The organism is Specibacter sp. NPDC057265 (assembly GCF_042668835.1).
GTDB lineage: Bacteria > Actinomycetota > Actinomycetes > Actinomycetales > Micrococcaceae > Specibacter.
The window spans coordinates 138156-162795 of sequence record NZ_JBHUYE010000004.1 but is presented as its reverse complement, the minus strand read 5'-3'; the positions used below and the strand labels follow the sequence as shown (position 1 = coordinate 162795).

The following is a 24640-nucleotide window of genomic DNA, read 5'->3' as shown; positions in this document are numbered from 1 at the left end:
GCCTCGGTCCCTGTCCCCAATCTTCGACAGCCGTCATCGCTGAAATGTTGGGTGCAGAGGGCGCGCACGCGCAGCCGAAAAGCCCGCCACCAGTGCCGGCGGGCTCCTGGTGCTTGCCTTGACCATGTCTGCTTTAAGCGTCTTTGGTGCCATAGGCTTGACGATCCGGCGCCGTCGTCCCTGTTCATTGGATGACACGAACTTCAGCCGATTTGCCCCTCACCTCTAAACTGGAAGCATGACCAATAACAGTGCTCCCTCCGTCGGCCTGGTTGGCTGGCGCGGCATGGTCGGTTCCGTTCTGGTGCAGCGCATGCAGGACGAAGGCGACTTCGGCGATATCAACCCCGTCTTCTTCTCCACCTCGAACGCCGGCGGCAAGGCCCCGGCAATCACCGGCGGCGACGCCGGCAGGCTCGAAGACGCCTTTGACATTGACACGTTGGCCAAGCTGCCCATTATTGTCACCGCCCAGGGCGGGGACTACACCACGCGCGTCCACACCGAGCTGCGCAAGCGCGGCTGGGACGGCCTGTGGATGGACGCGGCCTCCACGCTGCGCATGAATGACGACTCCATCATTGTCCTTGACCCCATCAACCGTGACGTCATTGACGCCGGCCTGGCCAGCGGCACCCGCGACTTCATCGGCGGCAACTGCACCGTCTCCTGCATGCTCATGGGCCTGGGTGGGTTGTTTAAAAACAACCTGGTCCAGTGGGGCACCGCGATGACCTACCAAGCGGCCTCCGGCGGCGGCGCCCGCCACATGCGCGAGCTGTTGAACCAGTTCGGCACCCTCAACACCGAGGTTTCCAGCGAACTGGACAACCCGGCATCGGCCATCCTGGAAATTGACCGCAAGGTCCTGGCCCACCAGCGCGAGGGCATCGACGCCAGCCAGTTCGGTGTGCCGCTGGCCGGCTCCCTGATCCCCTGGATCGACGCCGACCTGGGCAACGGCCAGTCCAAGGAGGAGTGGAAGGCCGGGGTGGAGACCAACAAGATCCTGGGCACCACCGCTGAAGACAAGGTCATCATGGACGGCCTCTGCGTCCGGATCGGCGCCATGCGCTCCCACTCACAGGCCTTGACCCTCAAACTCCGCGAAGACCTCCCGGTGGCCGAGATCGAGTCGCTGCTGGCCAATGACAACGAATGGGCCAAGGTGGTGCCGAACACCAGGGAAGCCTCCATGGCTGAGCTGACCCCGGTGGCCGCATCCGGCACCCTCGAGGTGCCCGTGGGCCGCATCCGCAAAATGGAAATGGGCCCGGAGTACATCAGCGCCTTCACCGTGGGCGACCAGCTGCTGTGGGGCGCCGCGGAGCCGCTGCGCCGCATGCTCAAGATTGCCGTGGGCACGCTCTAGTTTCACCGGCACTGCCGCGCGTTGCCTGCAGGCGGCGCGCGTCAGTGTTTTAATGCCCCAGAAACTGCGCGTACGCAGCTGCCGCCTTGTCCAAGGCCCTGTCCTGGGCAGGGCGTAGCACAGTAAAAGGTTCGGCAAATACGGCTCCGGCCCGCTGCCTCTCGGATGCGCTTTGCGCCTTCCGCCAGGTTCCGGCCACGCGGCCGCCGGCCACCACGGTGGCCTTGAACATGCCATTTTTGCCGGGAACAATCAACGCAGTATGCCCGGGGGCCAGGGCTGCACTGCGGTCAGTGTAGCCCAAAAGGTACTCATCAAAGCCTGGCAGGAGCACCACCGAACGCGCACCGGGCACGGTCCCGCTGAGAAGTTCAGCCGTCTCGGGGGCCAGCCAATATCTGACCCCGTTGCATTCGAGGGATTCCAGCTGGTCCGCAACCAGTGCCATGCCACATTTGATGTCAGCCATGGTCAGCTTGGTCCACCACTGAAAGTCCTTGACGGTGGCGGGCCCGTGGCTGCGGAAGTAGCGCAGCGCCAGTTCCGCCAGCGCCTGCCCGCGTTCCAGGGTGCGCGGATGCCTGATCCAGTGGTCAGTGGGCACAAAGAACTGGGTGTTGCCATTGCCTGCCGGATTAATGGGGCCCTGCACCAGGGTTCCCTGCAGGCACAGCATGAAAACCAGGTGGGTCCCGCGCTGGCTGGCGGTGCGTTGCCCCGCGCGTTCAAAGGCTGCAAACAGCTCATCCCGTGTTGCCCGGCCGGGGCCGCTGCCCAACAGCTCAAGCGCCGCTTCCCTGGCCTGATCCACGTCCGTGGCAGTGATGTCCAGTTCCCGGTGCCGGGCGGCCAACCCCGCCGCAGTCCGTTGCCCGGTCAGGGCCAACAGCCACCCCAGGTCTTCGGCCAGCGTCACGTGCAAGGTGCCCCGCATGGGCCAGGAACGCACCACTGCTGCGCTGTCAAAGGCGGCCGCCACCTGGGTGCGGGTGCTGCCGGGTGCGCGCAGGCCAATGGAGAACAGCACACCGGGAAAGTCCTGCCCCTGCAGGGCTGTCTGCCAACGCACAACGTCCACCGGCCCCGGTGTGGGACTGATGGACGTTGGCAGGATTCTTTGGGCCGCCAGCCGGAGCTGGGCCAGCGTTGCAGCGGAGATGTTCATGCCCCCACTGTAACTTCAGGAAGCCGGTGCCGCCGTGCGCAGCCGGGGCAGCTTCAAGGCCTCAGCGGGCCGTGCGCATGGAGGCGGTGATGGGGCACTCGAAGGGGTCACGCTGACCCAGGCCAACACGGTTCAGGTAGCGCATCACGATCATGTACGACTGGCCCAGCGTGGTCTCGGTGTAGGTGATGTTGCGTTCGGCGCAGTACTGCCTGACCATGGGCTGCACGGCCTTGAGGTTCTTGGAGGACATGGTGGGGAACAGGTGGTGCTCAATTTGGTAGTTCAAACCGCCCATGCCAACATCCACCCACCAGCCGCCGGAAATGTTTCGGCTCATCAGGGTCTGGCGGCGCATGAAGTCAATCTTGACGTCCTTGGGCACCAGCGGCATGCCCTTGTGGTTCGGCGCAAAGGCGCATCCCATGTACAAGCCCAGCGTCATGACCTGCACGGCCACAAATGCCAGACCAATGCCCCAGCCCAAAAAGACCACAGTCAAAATGGGCAGCAGCAGCAGCCGGGTGGCCAGCAGGATGATTTCAACGGTGCGCTTGGGCACGATCTGGTTTTTGTCGGCGAGGCGGCGCACCGAGGCAATTTGCAGGTCCAGGCCGGCGAGGGTCAGCAGGGGGAAGAAGAACGCGCCTTGGCGTTGTGCAAACCATTTGGCCACGCCTGTGCGCTTGGCGGCGCTTTCGGGGTCAAAGACCAGGGCACCTGCGGCAATGTCACCGTCGACGCCGATTTTGTTCGGGTTGGTGTGGTGTTTGCCGTGCTTGTTCATCCACCAGCCGTAGCTCATGCCCACAAACAAGTTCGCCGTGATGCGGGACAGCCAGGCGTTCGCCTTCGCCGATTCATACACCTGGCGGTGTGCGGCGTCGTGGCCAATGAAGGCCGTCTGCGTGGTCAAAAAACCCAGCAGGACTGCCGTGACCATTTGCCACCAGCTCTGGCCCAGTGTGAGGAACAGTGCCAGGATGGCCACATATCCCAGGCCCTGCCGGATCAGGCGCCAGGTGTACCACTTGACTTCACGTTGCATGTAGCCGGCGGCGCGGACCTGCTCGGTGAGGGCAATGAAATCCGTGACATGCCGGTCCCGTGCGGGACGCTTGCTTGCGGTTTTGGCTGCGGGTGCGCCGGCCAAAACTTCGGTGGCGTCCAGGGTAGCTGATGACATTGCGCTCCTTATGCTTTACTGATGCCCAATCATCACGTAAATGAAAAAATCCTTGACTCTATCTTCAAGATTACGTAGCTGAAGGGTTGGCGCACATCACACTGTGGAGCCGTTCTGCACCCCTACCCGGGTAGGGGTGCAGCTGCCATTGTGCTAGCCCGCGGGGTCCCGGTCCCCAATGTGGCCTGCAGCATTGGCGTCCAGCACGCGCTCCACAAACGCGGCAAATTCGCTCATGTAGTGGCGCAGGAACTTGGCTGTGGACTCGTCGGAGACGTTCCCGTCGGCGTCGTAAAAATCGGCGTTGAAGGCAATGTAGGCCTCGGGCGAGTTCAGTTGCGGGGCGTCCAGGAAGCTGAGCACGCTGCGCATGCTTGACTGCATCACGGCGGTGCCAATGGCACCGACGGAGGCACCAATGATGGCGCTGGGCTTGCGGGCGAAGGAGTTGGTGCCCCAGGGCCGTGAGCCCCAGTCAATGGCGTTTTTCAAGGCGCCGGGGATGGAGCGGTTGTACTCCGGGGAGATGAACAGCAGGCCGTCGGCCGCTTCAATGGCCTGCTTCAGGGCAGTGCCCTCGGGAGGGAAACTGGCATCAAAATCGTAGTTGTACAGCGGCAGATCCCTTATGGGGATCTCGGTGAATTTCAGCGTTTCCGGCGCCAGCTTGATCAACGCCTTGGACAGCGTGCGGTTAATGGAGCGGGTGGACAGGGAACCAACAAAATAGCCAATGTTGTAAGTGGTCATGGGATCAGTCCAGCACGGCTGCCGCTGCACAGTCCAGAGCTTTTGTAGCATTGGGCCCCGTTGCTACAGGGAGCAGCCCACCAGGACGGGCTCGGGGACCAAGGTGATGCCAAAGCTGCGTTCGACGCCGTCGCGGACCTTGCGCGCCACGGCCAGGATGTCCCGGGTGCGGGCGCCGCCACGGTTGGTGATGGCGAGGGTGTGTTTGGTGGACAGGGACGCCGCGGGCGGCGTGCCGGCGCCGCTGCTGTCATGGTCCGTCAGGAGTTCACCGGCCAGACCGTAGCCCTTCGCGAAGCCGGACTGCTCAATGAGCCATGCGGCACTGAGCTTGACCTGCTCCCCGGTTTGCCAGCGGGGCGCGTCAGCGGGCAGGGCGGCCGCCACCTCGGGCGCCACCAGGGGGTTGGTGAAGAAGGAGCCGGTGGAGTAGGTGTCGCGGTCCTCCGGGTCCAAAACCATGCCCTTGGCTGCCCGCAGCGCCAATACCGTGCGGCGCAGTTCCAGGGAGTTGGCGCGCCTGCCCACCTCCACCTCAAGGCGGCGGGCCAGTTCCGCGTATTTTACCGGGGCGCTCATCCGCCCCAGCAGCAATTGAAACTCCACCGTCAACACTACATAGCGCGGGGAGCCATTGCTGGTGGCTGCCTTGAGCATGGAATCGCGGTAGCCAAACTTCAGCTCGGAGTTGGTGAAGGTGCGGACAGCCTTTTGTTCGCGGTCCCAGGTGCGGACGGCGGCAATGGTCTGGGACACCTCACAACCGTAGGCACCGACGTTTTGCACGGGCGTGGCACCGGTGCTGCCCGGAATCCCCGACAGTGCCTCCAGGCCGCTCCAGGCGTGAAGCACGCTCTGGTGGACAAAGTCATCCCAGTCATGGCCGGCCTGCACCACCACGGAGGCGCCACCGCAGGAGTCTGCGGAGTTGCTTGCGTAGCCCTCGCTGGCGATTTTCACCACCGTGCCGGCAAAACCTTCATCGGCCACCACCACATTGGAACCGCCGCCAATGATCAGCAGGGGCTCACCGGCGTCGTCGGCTGCCTTGACGGCGGCAATGATCTCCGCCTCGGTCCGGGCTGTGACGAAATTCCGGGCCGGGCCTCCCACTTCGAGGGTTGTCAGGGAGCTGAGGGCTGGTTGCGCATTCACAATTCAACACTATCCCTTTGCGCCGGCCATGGCTGTTTGCGCCAACGACGCCGGTTTGCGCACCGCCGGGGTCAGGAAGAAGGCAATGAGCAGCATCACCAGGACCGCCAGCAGCGAATGCAGCACTCCCACGTGTTCGGCAAGCAGCCCCAGCAAGGGCGGACCGCCCAGGAACGCGCCGTATCCCAGGGTGGACACCACTGACACCCGGGCCGCCGCATGCTCCATGTCGTCGGAGGCTGCGGACATGGCCACGGGGAAGCCCAGGGCTGAACCAAGTCCCCACAACAGCAGCGCGGAGAGCGCAATTTCAACGCCCGGAGCAAAGACAAAGAGGGCCAGGCCCGCCACGGCCAAGGCGGCACTGACGCGCAGCACGGCCACGCGGCCAAACTTGTCCAACACCACCGTCCCGGCAAAGCGGCCAATGGTCATGGCGGAGACAAAAATGCCATAGCCAATGGCTCCGATGGCCGCCGTGGAACCGTAGCCATCCACGAAGGCCAGGGCCACCCAGTCACCGGCGGCGCCTTCGGCCAGCCCCAGACCCAGGACCAGAACCCCCAGCAGCAGTGTTCGCGGATCACGCCAGGCGGCGGCAATTTTTGCCTTGCCGGCCTTCTTCGCCGCCGCGGCCCGGGCCGGTTCCGCGGCGTCGTCGGCGAGGTCCACCGCCACGGGAGGGGCCAAGAGTTTGTCTGCCTGGTAATGTCCCGTGCCAATCCACACCGCGAGGCAGACCACCAGGGCAATGGCCCAAAGGTGCACGGCCACGGGCACATGCCAGGACGCCGCCAAGGCGCCGAGCCCGGCACCGGCCACCGTGCCAATGCTGAAGGAGCCGTGCAGGCGCGGCATGATGTGCCTGCCCAAGGCCCTTTCCACTGCGGCACCTTCAATGTTGGAGGAGGTGTTCCAACTGCCCGTGCCCAGCCCCACCAGGACAAGGCCGACACCCACCACCAGGGGGTCGGCCAAGGCCGTGGCCCCCAGCCCCATGATGAGCACGCCCAAGGTCAGCACCACCACGCACAGCCGTGAAGTCAGCTTGGAACCCAGGCGCAGCACCACCAGAGACGATGCCGCCACGGAACTGAAGGACCCCAGGGACATGCACAGCAGCATGATGCCCACCTGGCCCGGCGTCAACCCCAGATCGTCACGGATCGCCGGAATGCGCGAGACCCAGCTGGCAAAGATCAATCCTGAACCGGCATAGGCGGCCACCACGCCATTGCGCCACGCGGTGACGTTGTTCACGCCACGCGGACCGTTGCTTGCGCCTTCATCAGCACTTTTTGTCCCTCAAGTGTCACGGTGAGATCAATGCGAACCGTGCCGGCCGCCAAATCCTGAGCACCCACCACGCCGGTCAGCTGAACGACTGCTCCGGGCGCGGGATCAAGGTCCGCCACGGGTACCGGCTTGCTGAAACGGGTGCCGTAGGAGACTATGGCCGAGGGGTCGCCAATCCAGTCGGTCACCAGCTGCACGGCTGCCCCCATGGTGAACATGCCGTGGGCTATGACACCTGGAAGTTCCACTTCGCGGGCAAAGCGCTCGTTCCAGTGAATGGGGTTGAAATCCCCCGAGGCTCCTGCGTACTTGATGAGATCGGCCCGGGTAATCTCCAGCGACCGGGCGCCCACTTCGGCGCCCACAGCCAGATCCGCCATGTTGACGCGCATCACTGTCCCTCCCCGCGGACCAAAATGGCGGACACGGTGGTGGCCACCGCCTCACCGCTGGGCGTGGATATTTCCGCCCGTGTGGTGATCATGGCGCCGCCGCCCATGCCGCGCACGCCGTCCACGTGCAGCTCGGCCACCAACTCATCCCCGGCCACAATGGGGCGGTGGTGGGTGAAGCGCTGTTCGGCGTGGACCACGCGGGAAAAGTCGATCCCGGATTCCGCGTCGTTGATCAACAGGGCATCTGCACGCTGGGCCACAATGATGGCGTAGGTGGGCGGCGCGAGAAGATCGGCATACCCCAGGGCCTGGGCCGCCTCGGGCTGAAAATGGGCTGGGTGGGAGGCTTTGACGGCTCGTGCGAAGTCACGGATGGACTCTCGTCCAACACTGTAAACGTCGCCGAGGCGGTAGCTGCGCCCCTGCAATTCGGGATTGATGGTCATGTTTCCAAGCCTAGCGCCCCCCGCGGGGCCACCAGGGGTTAAGACCGCGCCTGCGGCCTGAGTTTCTCCACAATCTCCAACAGGGCATCCACCGTGACGCCGTCCTGCGTTTCCTTGCCAAAGTGCACGCCGGTGGGGAAGCCAAAGAGCGCCGCGTTGTAGTACAGCCCGTCGCCGAGCAACATCACCGCATGCGCCGTGGCGGCGTCCTTGAGGTCGGTGAGAATGAGCTCGTACCAGCGCGCATGCAGTCCGGCGAAGACCTGCCGGACGGAATCGTCGTCGCCCTGTATCAAGCGGTGGGCTGCCACAATGGCCCTGTCAAAGGGCGTATTGCCAAACACGCTGGTGCGGACATAGTAGGCCGCACAGCCCTGCGGCGCTTGGGCCATGGCGGCAAAATCGGCTTCCGCGTACTCGCGCAGCTGGGCCAGCAGGCCTTCAACCAAAGCCTCCTTGCTCTTGAAGTGGTACAGCAGGCCGCCTTTGGACACCCCGGCCGCGGCCGCAACCGCGTCCAAGGTTGCCGCCGAGGGGCCGTCACTAATAAGCAGATCCTGATACGCAGCCAGAACGCGTCCGCGGGTGGAGGGTTGGGAAGTCATTGTTCCAGCCTACAAGAAGTGATGGACTACACCGTCCAGACGGTACACTAAAGCTGTTTTGCCAGCTAGTCTTTAACCATGGCCATGACATCTTTGAAAACCGGCACCCCACTGACCGCCCCGCGCGCCACAGCCCGCACCTGGGTGGCTTTGGCAGTTCTCATGCTCCCGGTGCTCCTTGTCTCGGTGGACAACACGGTGTTGAGCTTTGCCGTCCCCTCGATCTCCCTGGCGCTGGTGCCCTCAGCCTCGGAACTGTTGTGGATCATTGACGTCTATCCCCTGGTTTTGGCAGCCTTGCTGGTGCCCATGGGGAGCCTTGCCGACAAGTTTGGCCGCCGCCGCCTGCTCCTCATTGGCAGCACCGGCTTCGCAGTGGTGTCGGTTTTCGCAGCCTTTGCCCCCAATGCCGGCACCTTGATTGGATACCGCGCATTGCTGGGCTTTTTCGGCGCCATGCTGATGCCCTCCACGCTGTCATTGATCCGCAATTTGTTCCTGCACCCGGACCAGCGCCGCAGGGCGATCGCCGTGTGGGCTGCAGGCTTTTCCGGCGGCGCGGCCCTGGGTCCCATTGTGGGCGGTTTCATCCTTGAGCATTTTTGGTGGGGAGCGGTGTTCCTCATCAGCGTTCCCATGTTGATTCCGCTGCTGATCATGGCACCGCTCTTTGTGCCCGAATCCAAGGACCCGAACCCGGGCAGGATCGACATTGCCAGCATTGCGCTCTCCTTTGGCGCCATGGTTCCGGCCATCTTTGGCATCAAGGAGCTTGCGCAGTCGGGCTTCTCCGCCGTCTATGCCGGCCTGATACTGCTGGGCCTGGGGCTGGGGGTGGTGTTTGTCCGCCGGCAGCTGGGCCGCGCAAACCCCATGATGGACGTCTCCCTGTTCAAAAATCCAGTGTTCAGCGGCAGCGTCGGCGCCAACCTGCTGAGCATCTTTGCCCTCGTGGGATTTTTGTACTTCATCACCCAGCACCTGCAGCTGGTGGTGGGGCTCTCCCCCACGCATGCAGCCTTCGTCCTGGTCCCCGGACTGGCCGTGACAATTGTGTCCGGGCTGGTGGCGGCATCCCTGGCCAGCCGTTTCCGGCAATCCTGGCTGGTGGCCGGCGGTTTGCTGCTGAACGCCTCGGCCTTCCTCATTGTGGCCCTCAACAGCAGCGGGTCCGTGGCCGGCATCATTGCCGCATTTGTGGTGCTGGGAGCCGGGGTGGGCATGGCCGAGACCACCTCCAATGACCTCATCCTCTCCGCCGCACCGCCGGCCAAGGCCGGAGCCGCCTCGGCAATTTCCGAGACCGCCTATGAGGTGGGCTCGGTGTTGGGAACAGCCATTCTGGGCAGCATCCTGGCGGCCGCCTACCGCCTCAATGTGGTGGTGCCCGACGCCGTCCCGGCTGCGGATCGTGCCAGCGCCTCCCAGACGCTCGGCGGGGCGATCGACGTTGCAGCGAACTTGCCGGCGCAGCAGGCGCAGGAACTGCTGGTCTCCGCACGGCACGCCTTTGATTCCGGCTCCAGCACGGTCGCCTTGCTCAGCATGGCCTTGATGCTGGGCGCATCCCTGATGTGCCTGTGGACATTGCGCACGGCGGCGCCGTCCGCTCCGGGGGAACAGCAGCACTGAGCACCCGTCCCCGCAGCGCGGCCGGTGCCGCCACTGGGCACGGGGAGCCGTTTAGTTCTTGTTGCGCTTCTCCGCGGCCTTCAGTGCCTTGCGGATGTTGTGTCCACGCAGTCCCAGCGAGGTCATATGCGCCAGCAGCCCCACCCCAATGAACGGCAGCGCCACAAAGGTCATTGACGGTGTGGCGGTGATGGCACCAATGACAATGATGACAATGCCAATGAAGGTCAGCGCCATACCGCCAAAGACGGCGTATTTGTAGGCTGGCGGGGCAGTTTCCCAAAAGTCATTAAGCACCCGCCCAGTCTACCGGCCACGGAGCTTCAAGGGGCCCGGTGACGGGACGGAGGCGCTAAAAGAGCGATTCCTGCAGGGCCGGAATCTCTGTGGCGAAATTGCCAAACTGGATTTTTTTGCCGCGGAGGGTGCCGAGCCCGGCCAAAAAGGCCGCTTCGGCGCCGTCGAGCGTCACCAAAGCGTTGGAGCCCAGCATGGACTCCAACAGCAGGCCGTGCGGGCCGGCGTCCAAGGGCTGGGGGTACGCAATGCGGGCCCGGTTGCCGAGCAGTCCGCGGGAAAATTCGCTGCCCTGCCAGCTTTGGTCCACCACCGTGAAACCGGGCTGGGAACTGTTGGCCAGAAAGGCGCGGACAGCATGGGCAACGTCCTGATTGCGCTGTTCCAGCTCAGCGGCGGGCCGGGGGTTGAGAAGCGCCGCCGCCTTCGCCGCCGCACGCACAAACTGTGTTATTCCCTCGTGCCGGCTGACGGCGTCCTCCAGCAGCCGCACCACTGTGCCATCCTTGGCCTGCGCCACATACTGGGCTGCCACCGCGCCCTGCTCCGCCAGCCTGCTCCACTTGCTTTGCTGCGAAGCGGTGCCCACCTTGGTGGTGCCGTCGGCGAAGCTGGCAATGTAGAGCCAGTGCGGCTGCGCCAGATAGCTGCGCAGGCCCGCGGGCACAAAGCCGCCGCGGTGGACCTCGTGCATCGGGCGCATTTCATCTTTGGCAAAGCAGGCCCCGCACTGGTAACCGCGCACCGCGGCCTGCGCTGTGGGACAGGGATGGTGCGCCGTGCCGTCCGGCCCCTGGACGCCCATGAATCCCAGGCAGTGCCGGGCGGGCACGCCAGCACCGGCGATGACATGAAAGCGCAGCCACGCTCCGGGCAACAGCGGCAGGCGGGCTGCGCCCTGCCCGGCCGTGGTGAGCAAGAGCTCCGGCCCCTGCCGGGTCCACGCCACCCCACGGACCAGGACCGCGGCTTCAGCCACGGGCTTTAGAGCACCGGCTGGACGCCGTAGGCGATGGCCAGCTTCAGGATCTTCTCCGCCCGGCCCAGGCGCGGCAGGTCGGAGCCGTCGCGGATGACGCCGCCACGGGCATTGAAGTCGTTCATGAAGTCCGTGGCCCAGGCAACGTCCGTGGGGGTGGGGCTGATGACTTCGTTGATGATGTCGGTCTGGTCGATGGCGAGGCAAAGCTTGCCCGTCATGCCCATGGACACCGTAATGGCCGATTGTTCACGCAGGATGGGGTGGTTGGTGCCCACCGTGGGGCCGTCAATGGGGCCGGGCAGGTTGCCCACGCGGCTGGCGACGACGAGCTTGGCGCGGGGGTAGGCCATGGCTTCACGGTCGGCGGCCATGCCTGTGTCGCGGCGGAAGTCACCAGAGCCGAAGGCGAGGCGGAAGGCGCCTTCGGCGCGGGCAATGTTGTTGGCTTCCTCAATGCCCACCGCTGATTCCACGAGCGCCAGCACACGGGTTTTGCCGTCCAGGCGGTGATACGTTTCCTTGACTTGTTCGGCGTTCTCGGTCTTGGCCAGCATGACACCCAGCAAACCGGGCACATTGCGCAGCCCGGCAACGTCATCTGCCCAGAAATCCGAGTGGACGTCATTGATCCTGACCCAGGCCTGGCCGCCACCGCGGAACCATTCAACGACGTCGGCGCGGGCCTCGTCCTTCTTTTTGGGATCCACGGCATCTTCAATGTCGAGCACCACGGCGTCCGCGCGGGACGCCAGCGCCTCGTCGAAAATCTCGGGCCGGGTCCCTGGCACCAGCAGCCAGGAGCGGGCAATTTCCGCCGGGATGTTCCGGGTGCGGGCAGGCGTGTGGGCGGCTTCGTTGCCAACAGAGTTCGACATGCTTCCACCGTATACGGCCGGAGCCGTAAATTCGATGTGCCCTCCTACAACCATTGCCTGGAATCACTGGCCGAATGCACCAATGAAGACCCAAAGAATTGCCCCGCTTCAGGCGCAGACGGCGCAGGCGGCGGCAGCTGCGGCAATGAACCGGCTCGTGGCTGCGGCAGCGCGGTGCCCATGACTTCCACGCAACCCATGTGACCCAACATGTCCGTACGTTGTGCCATGTTTCCCACCGTTTCCCCCGGTGTCGGAAGTCATTGCACCGGCCCGGGAAGTCCGTTTACATCGTTCACACCAGAGAGAAAAACACCCGCCCTGCTGCCGTGATCCCGGCGCAGGCCAACCCCAGGACAGGCCCCCCATGAAACGCATCGTTCCCCTCGCCCTCGCAGCGGCCGCAGTCATCCTTTCCATGGCAGTGTCCGCCTGCGGCGGCCCGGCAACTGCCGGCGGCGGGGCGGAGGTCACCACCTTGAGGTACCAGGGAAACGCCAATACAGTCACCCTGCCCGAACTCGCAGCGGACCTTGGCTACCTCGAAGACCTGACGTTGGAGTGGGTTGGGAACACCATCAGCGGCCCACAAGACATCCAGTCGGCGGCGACCAACCAGACAGACTTTGGCGGTGCGTTCACCGGGGCCATCGTGAAGCTGGCCGACGCCGGTGCCCCCATCACGGGCGTGGTGAACTACTACGGCTCCGACGACAAGTCATTCACCGGCTTTTACGTCACCGCGGACAGCCCCATCCGCACGGCCCGTGACCTGCAGGGCAAAAAGATCGCGGTCAACACCTTGGGCGGACAATCGGAGGCCGTCATCCACAGCTATTTGTTGAACAGCGGATTGACGGAGGATGAGATCAAGACGGTGCAATTGGTGGTCCTGCCGCCCAATGACACCGAACAGGCCATCCGGCGCGGCCAGGTGGACGCCGGAGCCCTCGGTTCCGTTCTGCAGGACCGGGCAATTGCCGCCGGCGGCCTGCGCCCGCTCTTTACGGACGTGGAATTCTTCGGCTCCTTCCCCGGCGGCCAGTACGTCTTCCGGGACGAGTTCATCCAGAAAAATCCCGCCACCGTCCGGACCTTCACCACGGGCATTGCCAAAGCCATCCAGTGGGAGACCACCACGCCCCGGGAGGAAGTCATTTCCCGGTTCAGCAAAATCATCCAGGAACGCGGCCGCAGCGAAAGCACCGACGTGCTGAAGTACTGGAAGAGCGTGGGCGTGCCCAACGCCGGCGTGGTGGAGGACAAGCACTTCACCCTCTGGGAGGACTACCTCAAGGACACCGGAGTCATTGAAGGAGACCTGGAGCCGGCCAAATACTACACAAACGAATTCAACGAGCTGGCCGGTGGCACCACCGCCCCGGCGCCGAAAGGATGACCATGACCGCCAAAATAAGCCTCCAACACGTTCGCCAACAATTCAACGTCCGCACTGCCAAGGGGCGGCCAGCGGCCGGCAGCGGCCCACTGGTGGTGCTCGATGACGTCAACCTCGATGTGGCGCCAGGGGAGTTCCTCACCATTGTTGGCCCCAGCGGCTCCGGCAAGACCACACTGCTCGATCTTCTGGCCGGGCTGACCCGTCCGGCCGCTGGAAAAATCTTGGTCGATGGCAGGGAAGTCACCGGCCCCGGCCATGACCGCGCCGTGGTCTTTCAGCAATACGCGCTTTTCCCGTGGCGGACAGCATCAAAAAATGTCTCCATTGGCTTGGAAGGCACCGGGCTGAACCGCCGGCAGCGCGCCCAAAAGGCCCACGAGTATCTGGATTTGGTGGGCCTGACGGGTTTTGCCGACCGCTATCCCCATGAGCTTTCCGGCGGCATGAAGCAGCGCGTTGCCATTGCCCGCAGCCTCGCCTATGAACCCGACATCCTGTTGATGGACGAGCCCTTCGCGGCCCTTGACGCCCAGACCCGCGAACAGCTCCAGGACGAACTGCTGCGCATTTGGCAGGACACGCAGAAAACCATCATCTTCATTACGCACGGCATCGACGAGGCCGTCTACCTGGGCCAACGCGTTGCCGTGCTGAGCTCCCGGCCGGGCCGGTTGAAGGCAGTCGTGGACGTTGACCTGGGGGAACGAGCCGGCGGGGCGGATCTGCGCTCCACCGCCAAATTCGTCGAACACCGCCACAAGGTCTGGACCCTGCTCCACGACGAGGTCCAAGCCGCCCAAAGCGCCGGTCACCGCAAGGTCCGCCCCGACGGGACCGCCCCGGATGAAGTGCCGGCAACAACCACCCAGAGGAGGGCGGCTTGATGAGCTCGCTGATCACACACCGTCCCGAAGCTGCCCAGGAACCCCCGGTGGAGCAACGCTCCCCTGCCCGGGCCCCGTCCGTAGCCGCGCAGCCGGGCACGACGGCGGCGCTGGCCGTGCGCCGAAGCGTTGCCACGGCAGGCGGCTGGCTCTGGAAGTGCGCCGCGATCATCTTGTTTCTGGCTCTCTGGGAACTGGGCCCAAAATACCTGGCCGGCGATGCAACGCGTGTTTTCCTGCCGCCGCTGCACCAGGTCCTGGCCGCCGGCGGCGGGCTCATTGCCAACGGGCAGCTGCAAACCCACATTGGCGCCAGCCTGACACGTTCGGCCGCCGGTTTCAGCATCGCCGTCACCCTCGGGATCTCGCTGGGCCTGGTGATTGCCTGGTACCGGCCCCTGCACTCCTTCCTGAATCCGCTGCTGGAGCTGTTCCGAAACACGGCCGCCCTGGCACTTCTGCCCGTGTTCACCCTGCTGCTGGGCATCGGTGAGGAATCAAAGATCTCCATCGTGGCCTTCGCCGCGTTCTTCCCTGTTCTTTTGAACACGCTTGCCGGGGTCCGCACCGTGGATCCATTGCTGGTGCGGGCGGCCCGTTCCCTGGGCCTGGGCAATCTGGCCCTGTTTTGGAAGGTCATCCTGCCCTCGGCCGTGCCCACCATATTCACCGGCATCCGGATGGCCGGCACCTCCGCCATCCTGGTCCTGATAGCTGCGGAAATGGTTGGCGCCAAGGCCGGTTTGGGCTACCTCATCACGAATGCGCAGAACAGCTTCCTGATTCCGCAGATGTACGCCGGCATTCTCACGGTCTCCCTCCTGGGACTGCTGGTCAACCTTGCCCTGGTGGCCGCCGAACGGCATTTCTCCCGCTGGCGCACCTCCATCAACGGCTAGTACACCTTTTCGCCTCAACGACCCCTTAAGGAACTGATCATGACCAATGAAAAGAAACCCCGCGAACTGCACCTGAACGCCTTCATCCACGGCACCGGACACCATGAGGCTTCATGGCGCCACCCGGACGTGGACCCCCAGGCGGAGCAGGGTCTTGAGCACTACATCAACATCGCCAGGACCGCCGAACGGGGCAAACTCGATTCTTTGTTTTTAGCGGACGGCCTGGCCATCTCAAGCAACATCCGGTACAACGCCCACAGCTCCTTCGAACCCCTCACCCTGCTCTCGGCCCTGGCAACAGCCACCGAGCGGATCGGGCTGATCGCCACTGCCTCAACCACCTACAACCAACCGTATTCGTTGGCCCGGGCGCTGGCCTCAGTGGATCGGATCAGCGGCGGCCGGGCCGGCTGGAACATTGTCACCTCTGCCGGCCAGGAAGAAGCGCAGAATTTCAATCTACAAAACCGTCCCGCCCACACCGTGCGCTATGAAAGGGCCCACGAGTTTCTCGAAACGGCCAAGGCCCTGTGGGACAGCTGGGCCGACGACGCCGTGGTGGCCAACAAGGAGAGCGGAATCTACAGCGACGCGGAAAAGATCAACACGATCGACCATCAGGGCAGGCATTTCCAGGTCAAGGGTCCGCTTAATCTTCCACGCCCCGTTCAAGGCCATCCGCTGCTGGTCCAGGCCGGTTCCAGCGAGGCCGGCAAGGAGTTCGCCGCCCGGCATGCCGAAGCGGTCTTCACCGCCCATCTAAGCGTGGAATCCGCCCGCGAATTCTATGCGGACTTGAAGGGCCGCCTGCGTGCCTTTGGCCGCTCTCCCGATGAACTGTTGATCCTGCCAGGCATCAGCGCCTACATTGCCGACACGGAAGTGGAGGCCCGTGCCAAGTATGAGCTCCTGAACTCCCTGGCCAACCCGGAGTATGGGGTCCACCAATTGTCGGCGCAGCTGGACTTTGACCTCTCCGGCCACCCCCTTGATGCCCAGCTGCCGGAGATTCCGGAGGGAACGGACGGGGCCCAGAGCCGCAAGAAACTCATTGTGGATGCGGCCAGAAAGGAATCCCTGAGCATTCGCGAGCTGACCCAAAAGTTGGCTGGCGCCCGTGGACATTTCACGTTCATCGGCACTCCCGCCCAGGTCGCCGACGAGATTGAACTGTGGTTCACCACGGGGGCTGCGGACGGCTTCAACATCATGCCGCCAACCTTTCCGGGCGGCCTCGACGACTTTGTTGACAAGGTGGTCCCGTTGCTGCAGGAACGCGGACTGTTCCGCACCCGCTACAGCGGCAAAACGCTCCGTGACCACTACGGCCTGGCCCGTCCCGAAGCGGCGCGGACCCAGCAACCCCTCACCCTCTCCGCCTAGGACATCACCGCGGTCCCCGCCGGCGCCGCTCTGCCCGCCGGCGGGCAGTGCGGCGCCGGCGGGCAGTGTGGCGCCAGAGATCTCAGTCCGGCATGATCATGGTGCGAAGATCAAGTTGGCGCAGCACTTTGTCAGCAACCTCCGGATCCGTGTCAGCTTCATTGCGGGCCAGCAGCACTTCTGTCCGGGCGGCATCCAGGGCAATGGTCTGCGCGGCAATGACCAGTTCGCGGCCCCGGCGGCGGCGTTCCACCTCGTCTCCGGTGCCCAGGTTCTCCTGCAGCAAATCCACCCGCAGGCGCCGCATCTTGGACTTGAGCCAGGCAGTCTTTTCCGGCGGCAGATTGGCCATCATTGCATGGTCCCGCAAAGCCGCCACGGCTGCTTCCTGGGCGCGGCATGCCATGAGCTTGGTGGCCTCACGCTCCTGGACGCCGTCGTCAGTTGCCTTGAGAACGCGCATCAACCAGGGCAGGGTCAAACCGGGGAGCACCAGGGTGGTCAGCAGCACGGCGCAGGCCGCGACGATGATCTCGTGCCGGCCGGGAAATGCTTCACCGCTGGGCAACACCGTGGGCAGGGCCAAGGCCAGGGCCAAAGTGGCCAGGCCCCGCATGCCGCACCAACTAAGAATGATGACGTCCTTGAAGCTGGTGGGAGGCAGCGAGCCCCCACCCCTGCGGGAAAACAGTGCCATCAGGGAAAACCACAGGAGGCGGACCAGGATCACCAGCACGCTGACACTGATGGCCAGGGGCAGCATGGCCCAAATGTCGGCCCCTTCCATGCGGATCACTTCCCTGACCTCCAAACCCACCAGGCCGAACGCCAGACCCGTCGCCAGCAACTCCACCACATCCCAGAATGCCGCGCGGGTAATGCGCTCGGTGGCATCCTCGGCGCGGGCAAGCCGCTTGATTTCCAGTGCTGTGACCACCACGGCAATGACCCCGGAGGCATGGACCTCTTCGGCCAAAATATAGGCCCCAAAGGGGACAATGAGCGTCACGGCGCTGCGCGCAGTGGAGGAGGTGATGATTTTGGTGATGGCGGCGGTCACCCAGCCCATCAGCATGCCCACGGCAATGGCAAGGGCTGCGCCCACCAGGAAGCTGCCCAGCACGCCAGGACCAAAGGTCTGCCCATCCATGGCGCTGGCCACGGCGGCCTGAAAAATCACAATGGCCGCGGCGTCGTTGAAAAGCCCCTCGCTTTGCAGCACCGTCACCAGGCGGCGCGGCATGTGTACGCGCCCGGCAATGGATTCCACGGCCACCGGATCCGGCGGTGCGCACATGGCTCCCAAGGCCACTGCCGCAGGGATGCCCACGCTGGGAATGAGGATCCACGCGGCCCCGGCAACAACTGCCGTGGAAACCACCACCAGCGCCACCGCCAAAAGCAGCAGCGTGCGCCACCTGACCCGGAACACCGACCAGGAGCTCTTCTGCGCGGTGGCAAAGAGCAGCGGCGGCAAAAAGATGGGCAGGATCAGTTCCGGGTCAATGCTCAGATCCGGGAAGCCGGGGATGAAGGTCAGCGCTCCGGCCATGATGAGCATGATGACCGGATAGGGCAGCCGGAGCTTGTCCCCCAGACCCACGGCAAGGACGGTGGCGAATAGGAGCCCAATGATCAATATCAGCTGTTCCACGCTGTTTATCCTATGGGCCGGCTGCCCCTGCTAGCGCGTCAAGGCTTCTGCAATGGGCACTTCGCCGTCACTGAACTCGACGGTGCGCATGATGGTCCCGGGCGTTTGCAACACTGCAGCGATGACGTGTGCCACGTTGGCCCGGGAGGTTTCATTGGCTGCCCCTTCCGGCCGCCCGGCCGCCGGGGTGGGGTCAATGCGGTGTGTGGGCTCCGCCAAGGTCAACGCTCCGGGGGCAACAATGGTCCACGCCAACTGGCTGCTCTGCAAATGGGCGTCGGCGTCTGCCTTGGCCTGCGCGTAGGCGTGGAAACTGTTGTCCTCCGGCACGCCGTGATCTTGGCCCGCGCCCAAATAGGAGACCATGACGTAGCGCTGCACCCCTGCCGCGGCTGCGGCATCCATGGAGGCGATGGCGGCGTCCCGGTCCACGGCGTAGGTGCGTTCGGGGCTGCCGCCGCCGGCTCCGGCGGTCCATACCACGGCATCCTGGCCGGCCAGCAGATCGGCCAGTTCCGCAACTGAGGCGGAAGCGACGTCATGCACCACGGCAGTGGCTCCGGCAGCGGCCACATCATCAATGTGGGCTGCGTTGCGGATGACGGAGGTGACTTCCATCCCCGCCTCCTGCAACAATGGCGCCAGTAACAGGGCGACTTTCCCGTGTCCACCAATAATCAAAACCTTGTTCATGGTTGCTCCTTCACTAGGGTGATGGTTTCACTCGGGAGCCTACTGCACCAGGCCGGTGGCATGCGTTTTGTGCAGCGCGCTTTCACCTCCAAGCACAAACAGCAGCGCCCCTCCAGGGTGGAAGAACGCTGCTGCGTGCCAGGCTGCGGCCAGCTTCGGGTAGCTGGCGCTAGAATCCCTGGGCCAGGCGGTAGTAGGCCTGGTTCCAGCGGATTTCCCGCATGAAGCCGCGCTGGGTGGTGTCTTCGTCAATCACCAGCAGCTCTGCCGCGAAGATGTCGGCGAAGTCCTGGAAAGCCTCGATGCCGACGGCGGTGCTCATGACGGTGTGGTGGGCGGCTCCCGCCTCCAACCAGGCGGCGGCGGAGGTGGCAAAGTCCGGCAGCGGCTTCCACACGGCCCGGGCAACAGGCAGATTCGGCAGCGGCTCATCCAACGGCACCACCTGGACCTTGTTGGCTGTGAGGCGGAAGCGTTCGCGCATGTCCGAAAGCGCGACGACCACGCCGGCACCGGGATCGGCGTCGAACACCAAACGCACCGGATCCTCGCGGCCGCCAATGCCCAGGGGGTGCACTTCCAGCGAGGGCTTGGTGGTGGTCAGCGACGGGCACACCTCAAGCATGTGGGCGCCCAGGATTTTTTCCTCCCCGGGAACCAGGTGATAGGTGTAGTCCTCCATCAGGGAAGCTCCGCCGGGCAACCCCTCCCCCATGACCTTTGCGGCGCGGATGAGCACTGCCGTCTTCCAGTCACCCTCGGCCCCGAAACCGTAGCCGTCGGCCATGAGCCGCTGCACGGCCAGGCCCGGGAGCTGGCGCAGGCCGCCAAGATCCTCAAAATTGGTGGTGAAGGCACCAAAGTCCCCGGCCTCGAGGAAGCTGCGCAGGCCCAGTTCAATTTTGGCGCCGTAGCGCAGGGAGTCATGGCGGGCGGCTCCGGGGTGCAGTTCCGGTGCCACGTTGTACAGGCGCAGGTATTCTTCAACCAGGGCATCAACATCGGCTTCCGAGGCGGCGTCCACAGCTTCCACCAGTTCGTTCACCGACCAGCTGTTCACGGAGACGCCAAAGCGGATTTCGGCTTCGGTCTTATCTCCTTCGGTGACTGCCACATTGCGCATATTGTCACCGAAGCGGGCAACCTTCAGGCTCCGGATCTGGGCCACGGCCGCGGCTGCGCGCGTCCAGGTGCCAATCTTTTCACGCACCAAAGGATTGGACACGTGGCCAACCACGGTCTTGCGGGCCACGCCCATGCGCGATTGCATGTACCCGAATTCCCTGTCGCCATGCGCGGCCTGGTTCAAATTCATGAAGTCAAAGTCAATGTCCGCCCACGGCAGGGCCACATTGGCCTGCGTGTGCAGGTGCAGCAGCGGCTTGTTCAGCTCGCTCAGCCCGCGGATCCACATTTTGGCCGGCGAGAAGGTGTGCATCCAGGCAATGAGCCCAATGACCTTCGAGTCGGCGTTGGCGTCAATGGCTGCGCGGCGGATGGACTCGGAATCCTTCAGCACGTCCTTGAAGACCACGCGGACAGGGATCTCGGCGGAGTCCTGCAGGGTCTTGACCACTTCGGCCGACTGCTCAGCGACCTGGCGCAGGGTTTCCTCGCCATAGAGGTTCTGGCTTCCGGTGAGGAACCAGACTTCGTATCCGGACAGGGAGTTGTTCAACTGCAAAGACATGTTCATTCCTTCAAGGCACGGCGGTGGGTGGATTACTGTCCGTAGACGTTTTGGTAGCGCTGATGGAGCTGGTCAATGTGGGCGTCATCGATGGGAATCATGGGGCCCAGTTCCCGGGAGAGGTGGACTGTGCGTGCCACTTCCTCACACAGCACCGCAGCCTTGACAGCTGCCTTGGCGGTGGCGCCGATGGTGAAGGGCCCGTGGTTTTGCATGAGCACGGCCGGCGAGCGCGATCCCTTCAGTGTCTGCACAATGCCGCGGCCGATTGAATCGTCACCAATCAAGGCGAAGGGGCCAATGGGGATTTCCCCGCCAAATTCGTCCCCCATCATGGTCAGTACGCAGGGAATGGGTTCGCCCCGCACGGCCCAGGCCGTCGCATAGCTGGAGTGGGTGTGCACCACCCCGCCCACTTCGGGCAGATGCCTGTACACGTAGGCATGCGCTGCGGTGTCGGACGACGGCGTCAGTGCGGGATTGCCCCAGCCGCGGTCCACGGGGGTGCCGTGAAGATCAGTGACCACCATGGATTCCGGGGTGAGATCGTCATAGTCCACCCCGGAAGGCTTGATGACCATCAGCTCCTCCCCGGGGACCCTGGCCGAGATGTTGCCTGCGGTCCACACCACGAGTTCGTAACGGACCAGTTCGGCATGCAAACGAACAAGGTCGGTCCTGATGGCCGCGATGGCCGCCAGGGTTTCCGGCGTTGCGCCGTGGCCGGGTTCGGTGCGTGCGGCCTTGGTTTCCGGTGTGCCGCTCATCCCTGCACCCCCGCAGCAACTTTTTGCACGTCGCGGTGCGCTTCGCGGGCAATGGCCTTCAGACGGTGCATGACCTCATTGGCGCCACGGCCAAAGTAGTCGTGGAGGAGACGGTATTCTGCGAAAAGGGCGTCATAGGCGGCCACATTCTCCGGGATGGGCTGCACCACGGCGCGGTTCAGCCTGCCCATGGCGGCCGATGCGGCCCTGATGTCCGGGTAAAGGCCGGCCGCGACGGCGGCGTGGATGGCCGAGCCAAGGGCCGGGCCCTGGCTCGAACCAATGGTGGACAGCGGCATGTTCAGCACATCGGCATAGATCTGCATGAGCAGGGGGTTCTTCATGAGGCCACCGGCCACAACAAATTCCGTGACCGGGACTCCGGCGGCATTGAAGGTTTCCACAATGACACGTGCCCCGTAGGCGGTGGCTTCCAGCAACGCCCGGTACCCGTCCTCCGGCCGGGTGGCCAGGGTCTGGCCCACCACCACTCCCGAGAGTTCATGGTCCACCAGCACCGAACGGTTGCCGCTGTGCCAGTCGAGGGCGACGAGCCCGTGCTGACCAATGTTTTGGCGTTCGGCCAGGGAGGTCAGGTACTCGTGGATGCCAAGTCCCTTTTTGGCGGCCATGTCCACATACGCCGCAGGCAACGAATTTTTAATGAACCAGCCAAAGATGTCGCCCACCCCGCTCTGTCCGGCTTCGTAGCCGTACAGGCCGGGCACTATCCCGCCGTCCACCACACCGCACATGCCCGGAACTTCGCGCAGTTCCCGCGAACTCATGACATGGCAGGTGGAAGTGCCCATAATGGCCACCATCTGGCCGGGCTCAACAGCCTTGGCGGCCGGTGCAGTGACATGCGCATCAACATTGCCCACGGCAACGGGGATGCCTTCGGGCAGGCCCGTCCAGGCCGCCGCTTCCGCACTGAGGCCACCGGCGCGGTCCCCAAGATTTCCGATGGGGTGCTCCACCTTGTCCACCACAAAGCGGGCAAAGTCCGGGTTCAAGGCCGCAAGGAATGCCGCGTCCGGGTACTGCCCCTCCTGCCGGATGCCTTTGTAGCCGGCGGTGCAGGCATTGCGGACATAGCTCCCCGTCAATTGCCAGACTATCCAGTCGGCGGCCTCAACCCAATGGTCCATGGCTGCATACACCTGGGGGGCTTCTTCCAGCATCTCCAGGCCTTTGGCGAACTCCCATTCGGAGGAGATCAGCCCGCCATAGCGCGGCAGCCAGCTTTCCCCGCGGGACCGGGCCAGTTCATTGATGCGCTCCGCCTGGGGCTGGGCCGCATGGTGGCGCCACAGCTTCACATAGGCGTGGGGTTCACCGGCCCACTGCGGCAGCTCCGACAGGGGCGTGCCATCCGCCGTGGTTGGGACCATGGTGCAGGCGGTAAAGTCCGTGCCAATGCCCACCACATCCGCCGGGTCGATCCCGGCCTGGGCGACGGCGGCCGGGACAGCCTTTTTCAATACCTGGCGGTAGTCCTCCGGGACCTGCAGCGCCCATTCCGGCGGCAGCTTGTCCGTGGAGCCGGGCAACGACCGCTCCACCACCGCGTGGGGGTACTCCACCACGGCGGAGGCGAGCTCGGCCCCATCCCGTACCCGCACCACCACGGCCCGCCCTGACAGGGTGCCGTAGTCAATGCCAATTACGTAGGATTCCTGCGCCTTCATGATTTCCCTTCGATACGGTGCACCGGCGCCGTGCCAGCGGCGGCAAAAAACTCTTGTGAACGCTAACAATTGCATAATCGAGGAGGCTCGTCAAGGACTCAAAGGTCTCGAATGAGCATCTGTTTCGCTTAGGCCATTTTTCGCCCCTTCCGCAGCAAGACGCGGAACACCGCCATTTACGTCCAAAGGAATTGTCGCGGGAAGGTCACATTCAAGTGGCGTTGCACAGGCGCTTGACAAAGTAGCTGTGAACGCTAACAATTGAGACGCGGGTCACGATGGCCTGCTCTTGTAGCAACGACGGTACAGTCCTGGGACTTTTCCTCTGCTGCGAGAGACTGACGTACCAGGAGGTTAAGTTGTTCAAGAAATCTTTGGTGGCCGTGGGACTCGCCGCAGCGTTGGCCCTCACCGGCTGCGGTGGCGGCACAGGCGACAATGCAGGATCAGGTGGTTCCGGGGACATCACACTGGGCTTCGCCCAGGTTGGTGCGGAAAGCGGCTGGCGGACAGCCAATACCAAGTCCGTGCAAGACTCGGCTAAAGAAGCCGGAATTGATCTGAAGTTCTCCGATGCCCAGCAAAAGCAGGAAAACCAGATCAAGGCGATCCGCTCCTACATTCAGCAGAAGGTGGACGTGATTGCGTTCTCGCCCGTGGTTGAGTCCGGCTGGGACACAGTCCTTAAAGAAGCCAAGGATGCGGAAATTCCCGTCATCTTGACTGACCGGGCCATTGATTCACCGGATAAGACCCTGTACAAGACATTCCTGGGCTCCGATTTTGTTCTCGAAGGTGAGAAGGCTGCCGAGTGGCTGATCAAGGACCAGGAAGCAGCCACCGGGGACGTGAACATTGTTGAACTGCAGGGAACCACTGGCGCAGCGCCGGCCAATGACCGCATGTCGGGTTTTGCCGATGTCATCAAGGCGGAGCCGAAGTTCAAAATGATTGCGTCCCAGACGGGTGACTTCACCCGTTCCGGCGGCAAGCAGGTCATGGAAGCATTCCTGAAGTCCAACCCCACCATTGACGTTGTCTACGCCCACAATGACGACATGGCGCTGGGCGCCATTGAAGCCATCGAAGCTGCCGGCAAGGTGCCGGGCAAGGACATCACCATCATTTCAGTTGACGCCACCAAGGACGGCATGACTGCTGCTGCGGACGGCAAAATCAACTTCATTGTTGAGTGCAACCCGCTGCTGGGCGACCAGCTGATGGACCTGACCAAGAAGGTTGTGGCCGGTGAAACCGTTCCCGAACGCGTAGTCACCGAGGAAACCACCTTTGATTCCGAGCAGGCCAAGGCAGCCTTGCCGGAGCGCGAATACTGATCCGGAGCGGCCTGCAACGCTCACAGTAGCGCCAGCGCCAGCCACAACAGCAGAACGTGGGTGGACGGGGAAGGCCCGTCC

General features: G+C 63.9%; 23 protein-coding genes. 7 read left to right on the top strand and 16 right to left on the bottom strand.

What is annotated here, in order from left to right:
- Nucleotides 1–238: 238 nt before the first annotated feature.
- Nucleotides 239–1372 carry an aspartate-semialdehyde dehydrogenase gene (gene asd / locus ACFUCV_RS04995; protein ID WP_380812696.1) on the top strand — a complete coding sequence of 378 codons (1134 nt, stop codon included), beginning with the start codon at nt 239–241 and terminating at the stop codon, nt 1370–1372.
- A 49-nt stretch (nt 1373–1421) separates the two neighbouring features.
- Here asd and ACFUCV_RS04990 read toward each other — a convergent pair whose 3' ends face one another.
- From ACFUCV_RS04990 to ACFUCV_RS04955, 8 genes are all read right to left on the bottom strand, one after another.
- Nucleotides 1422–2537: a winged helix DNA-binding domain-containing protein gene (locus ACFUCV_RS04990; RefSeq protein WP_380812694.1), complete on the bottom strand. Its 1116-nt coding sequence runs from the start codon at nt 2535–2537 to the stop codon at nt 1422–1424.
- A 61-nt stretch (nt 2538–2598) separates the two neighbouring features.
- Nucleotides 2599–3723 carry a fatty acid desaturase family protein gene (locus ACFUCV_RS04985; RefSeq protein ID WP_380812692.1) on the bottom strand — a complete coding sequence of 375 codons (1125 nt, stop codon included), beginning with the start codon at nt 3721–3723 and terminating at the stop codon, nt 2599–2601.
- Between the two features lie 153 nt (nt 3724–3876).
- Complete coding sequence (locus ACFUCV_RS04980; protein ID WP_380812689.1) at nt 3877–4473, bottom strand: NADPH-dependent FMN reductase; 597 nt, start codon at nt 4471–4473, stop codon at nt 3877–3879.
- Nucleotides 4474–4536: 63 nt separating this feature from the next.
- Nucleotides 4537–5628: a UDP-N-acetylmuramate dehydrogenase gene (locus ACFUCV_RS04975; RefSeq protein WP_380812686.1), complete on the bottom strand. Its 1092-nt coding sequence runs from the start codon at nt 5626–5628 to the stop codon at nt 4537–4539.
- 9 nt (nt 5629–5637) lie between these two features.
- Nucleotides 5638–6888 carry an MFS transporter gene (locus ACFUCV_RS04970; RefSeq protein ID WP_380812683.1) on the bottom strand — a complete coding sequence of 417 codons (1251 nt, stop codon included), beginning with the start codon at nt 6886–6888 and terminating at the stop codon, nt 5638–5640.
- A complete protein-coding gene (locus ACFUCV_RS04965; RefSeq protein WP_380812680.1) occupies nt 6885–7316 on the bottom strand; it encodes a MaoC family dehydratase in 432 nt (143 codons plus the stop codon). Before ACFUCV_RS04965 ends, ACFUCV_RS04970 begins: the two co-directional genes overlap by 4 nt.
- Nucleotides 7316–7765, bottom strand: a complete 450-nt coding sequence (locus ACFUCV_RS04960) for a MaoC family dehydratase N-terminal domain-containing protein (protein ID WP_380812677.1) — start codon at nt 7763–7765, stop codon at nt 7316–7318. Before ACFUCV_RS04960 ends, ACFUCV_RS04965 begins: the two co-directional genes overlap by 1 nt.
- Before the next feature lie 38 nt (nt 7766–7803).
- On the bottom strand, nt 7804–8370 hold the full coding sequence (locus ACFUCV_RS04955) for a TetR/AcrR family transcriptional regulator (RefSeq protein WP_380812674.1): 567 nt from the start codon (nt 8368–8370) through the stop codon (nt 7804–7806).
- Nucleotides 8371–8448: 78 nt separating this feature from the next.
- Here ACFUCV_RS04955 and ACFUCV_RS04950 point away from each other — a divergent pair, with 78 nt between their 5' ends.
- Complete coding sequence (locus ACFUCV_RS04950) at nt 8449–10002, top strand: MFS transporter (protein ID WP_380812671.1); 1554 nt, start codon at nt 8449–8451, stop codon at nt 10000–10002.
- A gap of 51 nt (nt 10003–10053) precedes the next feature.
- Here ACFUCV_RS04950 and ACFUCV_RS04945 read toward each other — a convergent pair whose 3' ends face one another.
- From ACFUCV_RS04945 to ACFUCV_RS04935, 3 genes are read right to left on the bottom strand one after another with little or no spacing between them, the layout of a single operon-like run.
- Entirely contained in the window at nt 10054–10299 is a 246-nt protein-coding gene (locus ACFUCV_RS04945; protein WP_380812668.1) for a DUF3188 domain-containing protein, read from the bottom strand.
- A 55-nt stretch (nt 10300–10354) separates the two neighbouring features.
- Nucleotides 10355–11278 (bottom strand): DUF2797 domain-containing protein, encoded by a 924-nt coding sequence (locus ACFUCV_RS04940; protein ID WP_380812665.1) that lies wholly within the window; start codon nt 11276–11278, stop codon nt 10355–10357.
- Nucleotides 11279–11283: 5 nt separating this feature from the next.
- A complete protein-coding gene (locus ACFUCV_RS04935) occupies nt 11284–12156 on the bottom strand; it encodes an HpcH/HpaI aldolase/citrate lyase family protein (protein WP_380812662.1) in 873 nt (290 codons plus the stop codon).
- Nucleotides 12157–12523: 367 nt separating this feature from the next.
- Between ACFUCV_RS04935 and ACFUCV_RS04930 the strand changes: the two genes are divergently transcribed.
- Genes ACFUCV_RS04930 through ACFUCV_RS04915 form a run of 4 tightly spaced genes read left to right on the top strand, consistent with a single transcriptional unit; the run spans nt 12524 to nt 16727 of the window.
- Nucleotides 12524–13555, top strand: a complete 1032-nt coding sequence (locus tag ACFUCV_RS04930; protein ID WP_380812659.1) for an ABC transporter substrate-binding protein — start codon at nt 12524–12526, stop codon at nt 13553–13555.
- A gap of 2 nt (nt 13556–13557) precedes the next feature.
- Complete coding sequence (locus ACFUCV_RS04925) at nt 13558–14442, top strand: ABC transporter ATP-binding protein (protein WP_380812656.1); 885 nt, start codon at nt 13558–13560, stop codon at nt 14440–14442.
- Nucleotides 14442–15341 carry an ABC transporter permease gene (locus ACFUCV_RS04920; protein WP_380812653.1) on the top strand — a complete coding sequence of 300 codons (900 nt, stop codon included), beginning with the start codon at nt 14442–14444 and terminating at the stop codon, nt 15339–15341. The genes ACFUCV_RS04925 and ACFUCV_RS04920 overlap by 1 nt, the downstream gene beginning before the upstream one ends.
- Before the next feature lie 39 nt (nt 15342–15380).
- Nucleotides 15381–16727, top strand: coding sequence for an LLM class flavin-dependent oxidoreductase (locus ACFUCV_RS04915; RefSeq protein ID WP_380812650.1), 1347 nt, complete (start codon nt 15381–15383; stop codon nt 16725–16727).
- Nucleotides 16728–16809: 82 nt separating this feature from the next.
- Here the strand turns inward: ACFUCV_RS04915 and ACFUCV_RS04910 are convergent, their stop codons facing one another.
- From ACFUCV_RS04910 to araB, 5 genes are all read right to left on the bottom strand, one after another.
- Nucleotides 16810–18381, bottom strand: a complete 1572-nt coding sequence (locus ACFUCV_RS04910) for a Na+/H+ antiporter (protein ID WP_380812647.1) — start codon at nt 18379–18381, stop codon at nt 16810–16812.
- A 30-nt stretch (nt 18382–18411) separates the two neighbouring features.
- On the bottom strand, nt 18412–19074 hold the full coding sequence (locus tag ACFUCV_RS04905) for an NAD(P)H-binding protein (protein ID WP_380812644.1): 663 nt from the start codon (nt 19072–19074) through the stop codon (nt 18412–18414).
- Nucleotides 19075–19243: 169 nt separating this feature from the next.
- Complete coding sequence (gene araA / locus ACFUCV_RS04900; protein WP_380812641.1) at nt 19244–20764, bottom strand: L-arabinose isomerase; 1521 nt, start codon at nt 20762–20764, stop codon at nt 19244–19246.
- A 32-nt stretch (nt 20765–20796) separates the two neighbouring features.
- Nucleotides 20797–21531, bottom strand: a complete 735-nt coding sequence (locus ACFUCV_RS04895) for an L-ribulose-5-phosphate 4-epimerase (protein WP_380812638.1) — start codon at nt 21529–21531, stop codon at nt 20797–20799.
- Nucleotides 21528–23222, bottom strand: coding sequence for a ribulokinase (araB, locus tag ACFUCV_RS04890; protein ID WP_380812635.1), 1695 nt, complete (start codon nt 23220–23222; stop codon nt 21528–21530). The genes ACFUCV_RS04895 and araB overlap by 4 nt, the downstream gene beginning before the upstream one ends.
- Before the next feature lie 359 nt (nt 23223–23581).
- Here araB and ACFUCV_RS04885 point away from each other — a divergent pair, with 359 nt between their 5' ends.
- On the top strand, nt 23582–24559 hold the full coding sequence (locus ACFUCV_RS04885) for an ABC transporter substrate-binding protein (protein ID WP_380812632.1): 978 nt from the start codon (nt 23582–23584) through the stop codon (nt 24557–24559).
- Nucleotides 24560–24640 lie beyond the last annotated feature (81 nt).

What these genes read in the sequence shown, in the direction of transcription:
- asd (WP_380812696.1), top strand. Translation starts at nt 239, where the DNA reads ATGACCAATAACAGTGCTCCCTCCGTCGGCCTGGTTGGCTGGCGCGGC.
- ACFUCV_RS04990 (WP_380812694.1), bottom strand. Translation starts at nt 2,537, where the DNA reads ATGAACATCTCCGCTGCAACGCTGGCCCAGCTCCGGCTGGCGGCCCAA.
- ACFUCV_RS04985 (WP_380812692.1), bottom strand. Translation starts at nt 3,723, where the DNA reads ATGTCATCAGCTACCCTGGACGCCACCGAAGTTTTGGCCGGCGCACCC.
- ACFUCV_RS04980 (WP_380812689.1), bottom strand. Translation starts at nt 4,473, where the DNA reads ATGACCACTTACAACATTGGCTATTTTGTTGGTTCCCTGTCCACCCGC.
- ACFUCV_RS04965 (WP_380812680.1), bottom strand. Translation starts at nt 7,316, where the DNA reads ATGCGCGTCAACATGGCGGATCTGGCTGTGGGCGCCGAAGTGGGCGCC.
- ACFUCV_RS04960 (WP_380812677.1), bottom strand. Translation starts at nt 7,765, where the DNA reads ATGACCATCAATCCCGAATTGCAGGGGCGCAGCTACCGCCTCGGCGAC.
- ACFUCV_RS04955 (WP_380812674.1), bottom strand. Translation starts at nt 8,370, where the DNA reads ATGACTTCCCAACCCTCCACCCGCGGACGCGTTCTGGCTGCGTATCAG.
- ACFUCV_RS04950 (WP_380812671.1), top strand. Translation starts at nt 8,449, where the DNA reads ATGGCCATGACATCTTTGAAAACCGGCACCCCACTGACCGCCCCGCGC.
- ACFUCV_RS04935 (WP_380812662.1), bottom strand. Translation starts at nt 12,156, where the DNA reads ATGTCGAACTCTGTTGGCAACGAAGCCGCCCACACGCCTGCCCGCACC.
- ACFUCV_RS04930 (WP_380812659.1), top strand. Translation starts at nt 12,524, where the DNA reads ATGAAACGCATCGTTCCCCTCGCCCTCGCAGCGGCCGCAGTCATCCTT.
- ACFUCV_RS04925 (WP_380812656.1), top strand. Translation starts at nt 13,558, where the DNA reads ATGACCGCCAAAATAAGCCTCCAACACGTTCGCCAACAATTCAACGTC.
- ACFUCV_RS04920 (WP_380812653.1), top strand. Translation starts at nt 14,442, where the DNA reads ATGAGCTCGCTGATCACACACCGTCCCGAAGCTGCCCAGGAACCCCCG.
- ACFUCV_RS04915 (WP_380812650.1), top strand. Translation starts at nt 15,381, where the DNA reads ATGACCAATGAAAAGAAACCCCGCGAACTGCACCTGAACGCCTTCATC.
- ACFUCV_RS04905 (WP_380812644.1), bottom strand. Translation starts at nt 19,074, where the DNA reads ATGAACAAGGTTTTGATTATTGGTGGACACGGGAAAGTCGCCCTGTTA.
- araA (WP_380812641.1), bottom strand. Translation starts at nt 20,764, where the DNA reads ATGTCTTTGCAGTTGAACAACTCCCTGTCCGGATACGAAGTCTGGTTC.
- ACFUCV_RS04895 (WP_380812638.1), bottom strand. Translation starts at nt 21,531, where the DNA reads ATGAGCGGCACACCGGAAACCAAGGCCGCACGCACCGAACCCGGCCAC.
- araB (WP_380812635.1), bottom strand. Translation starts at nt 23,222, where the DNA reads ATGAAGGCGCAGGAATCCTACGTAATTGGCATTGACTACGGCACCCTG.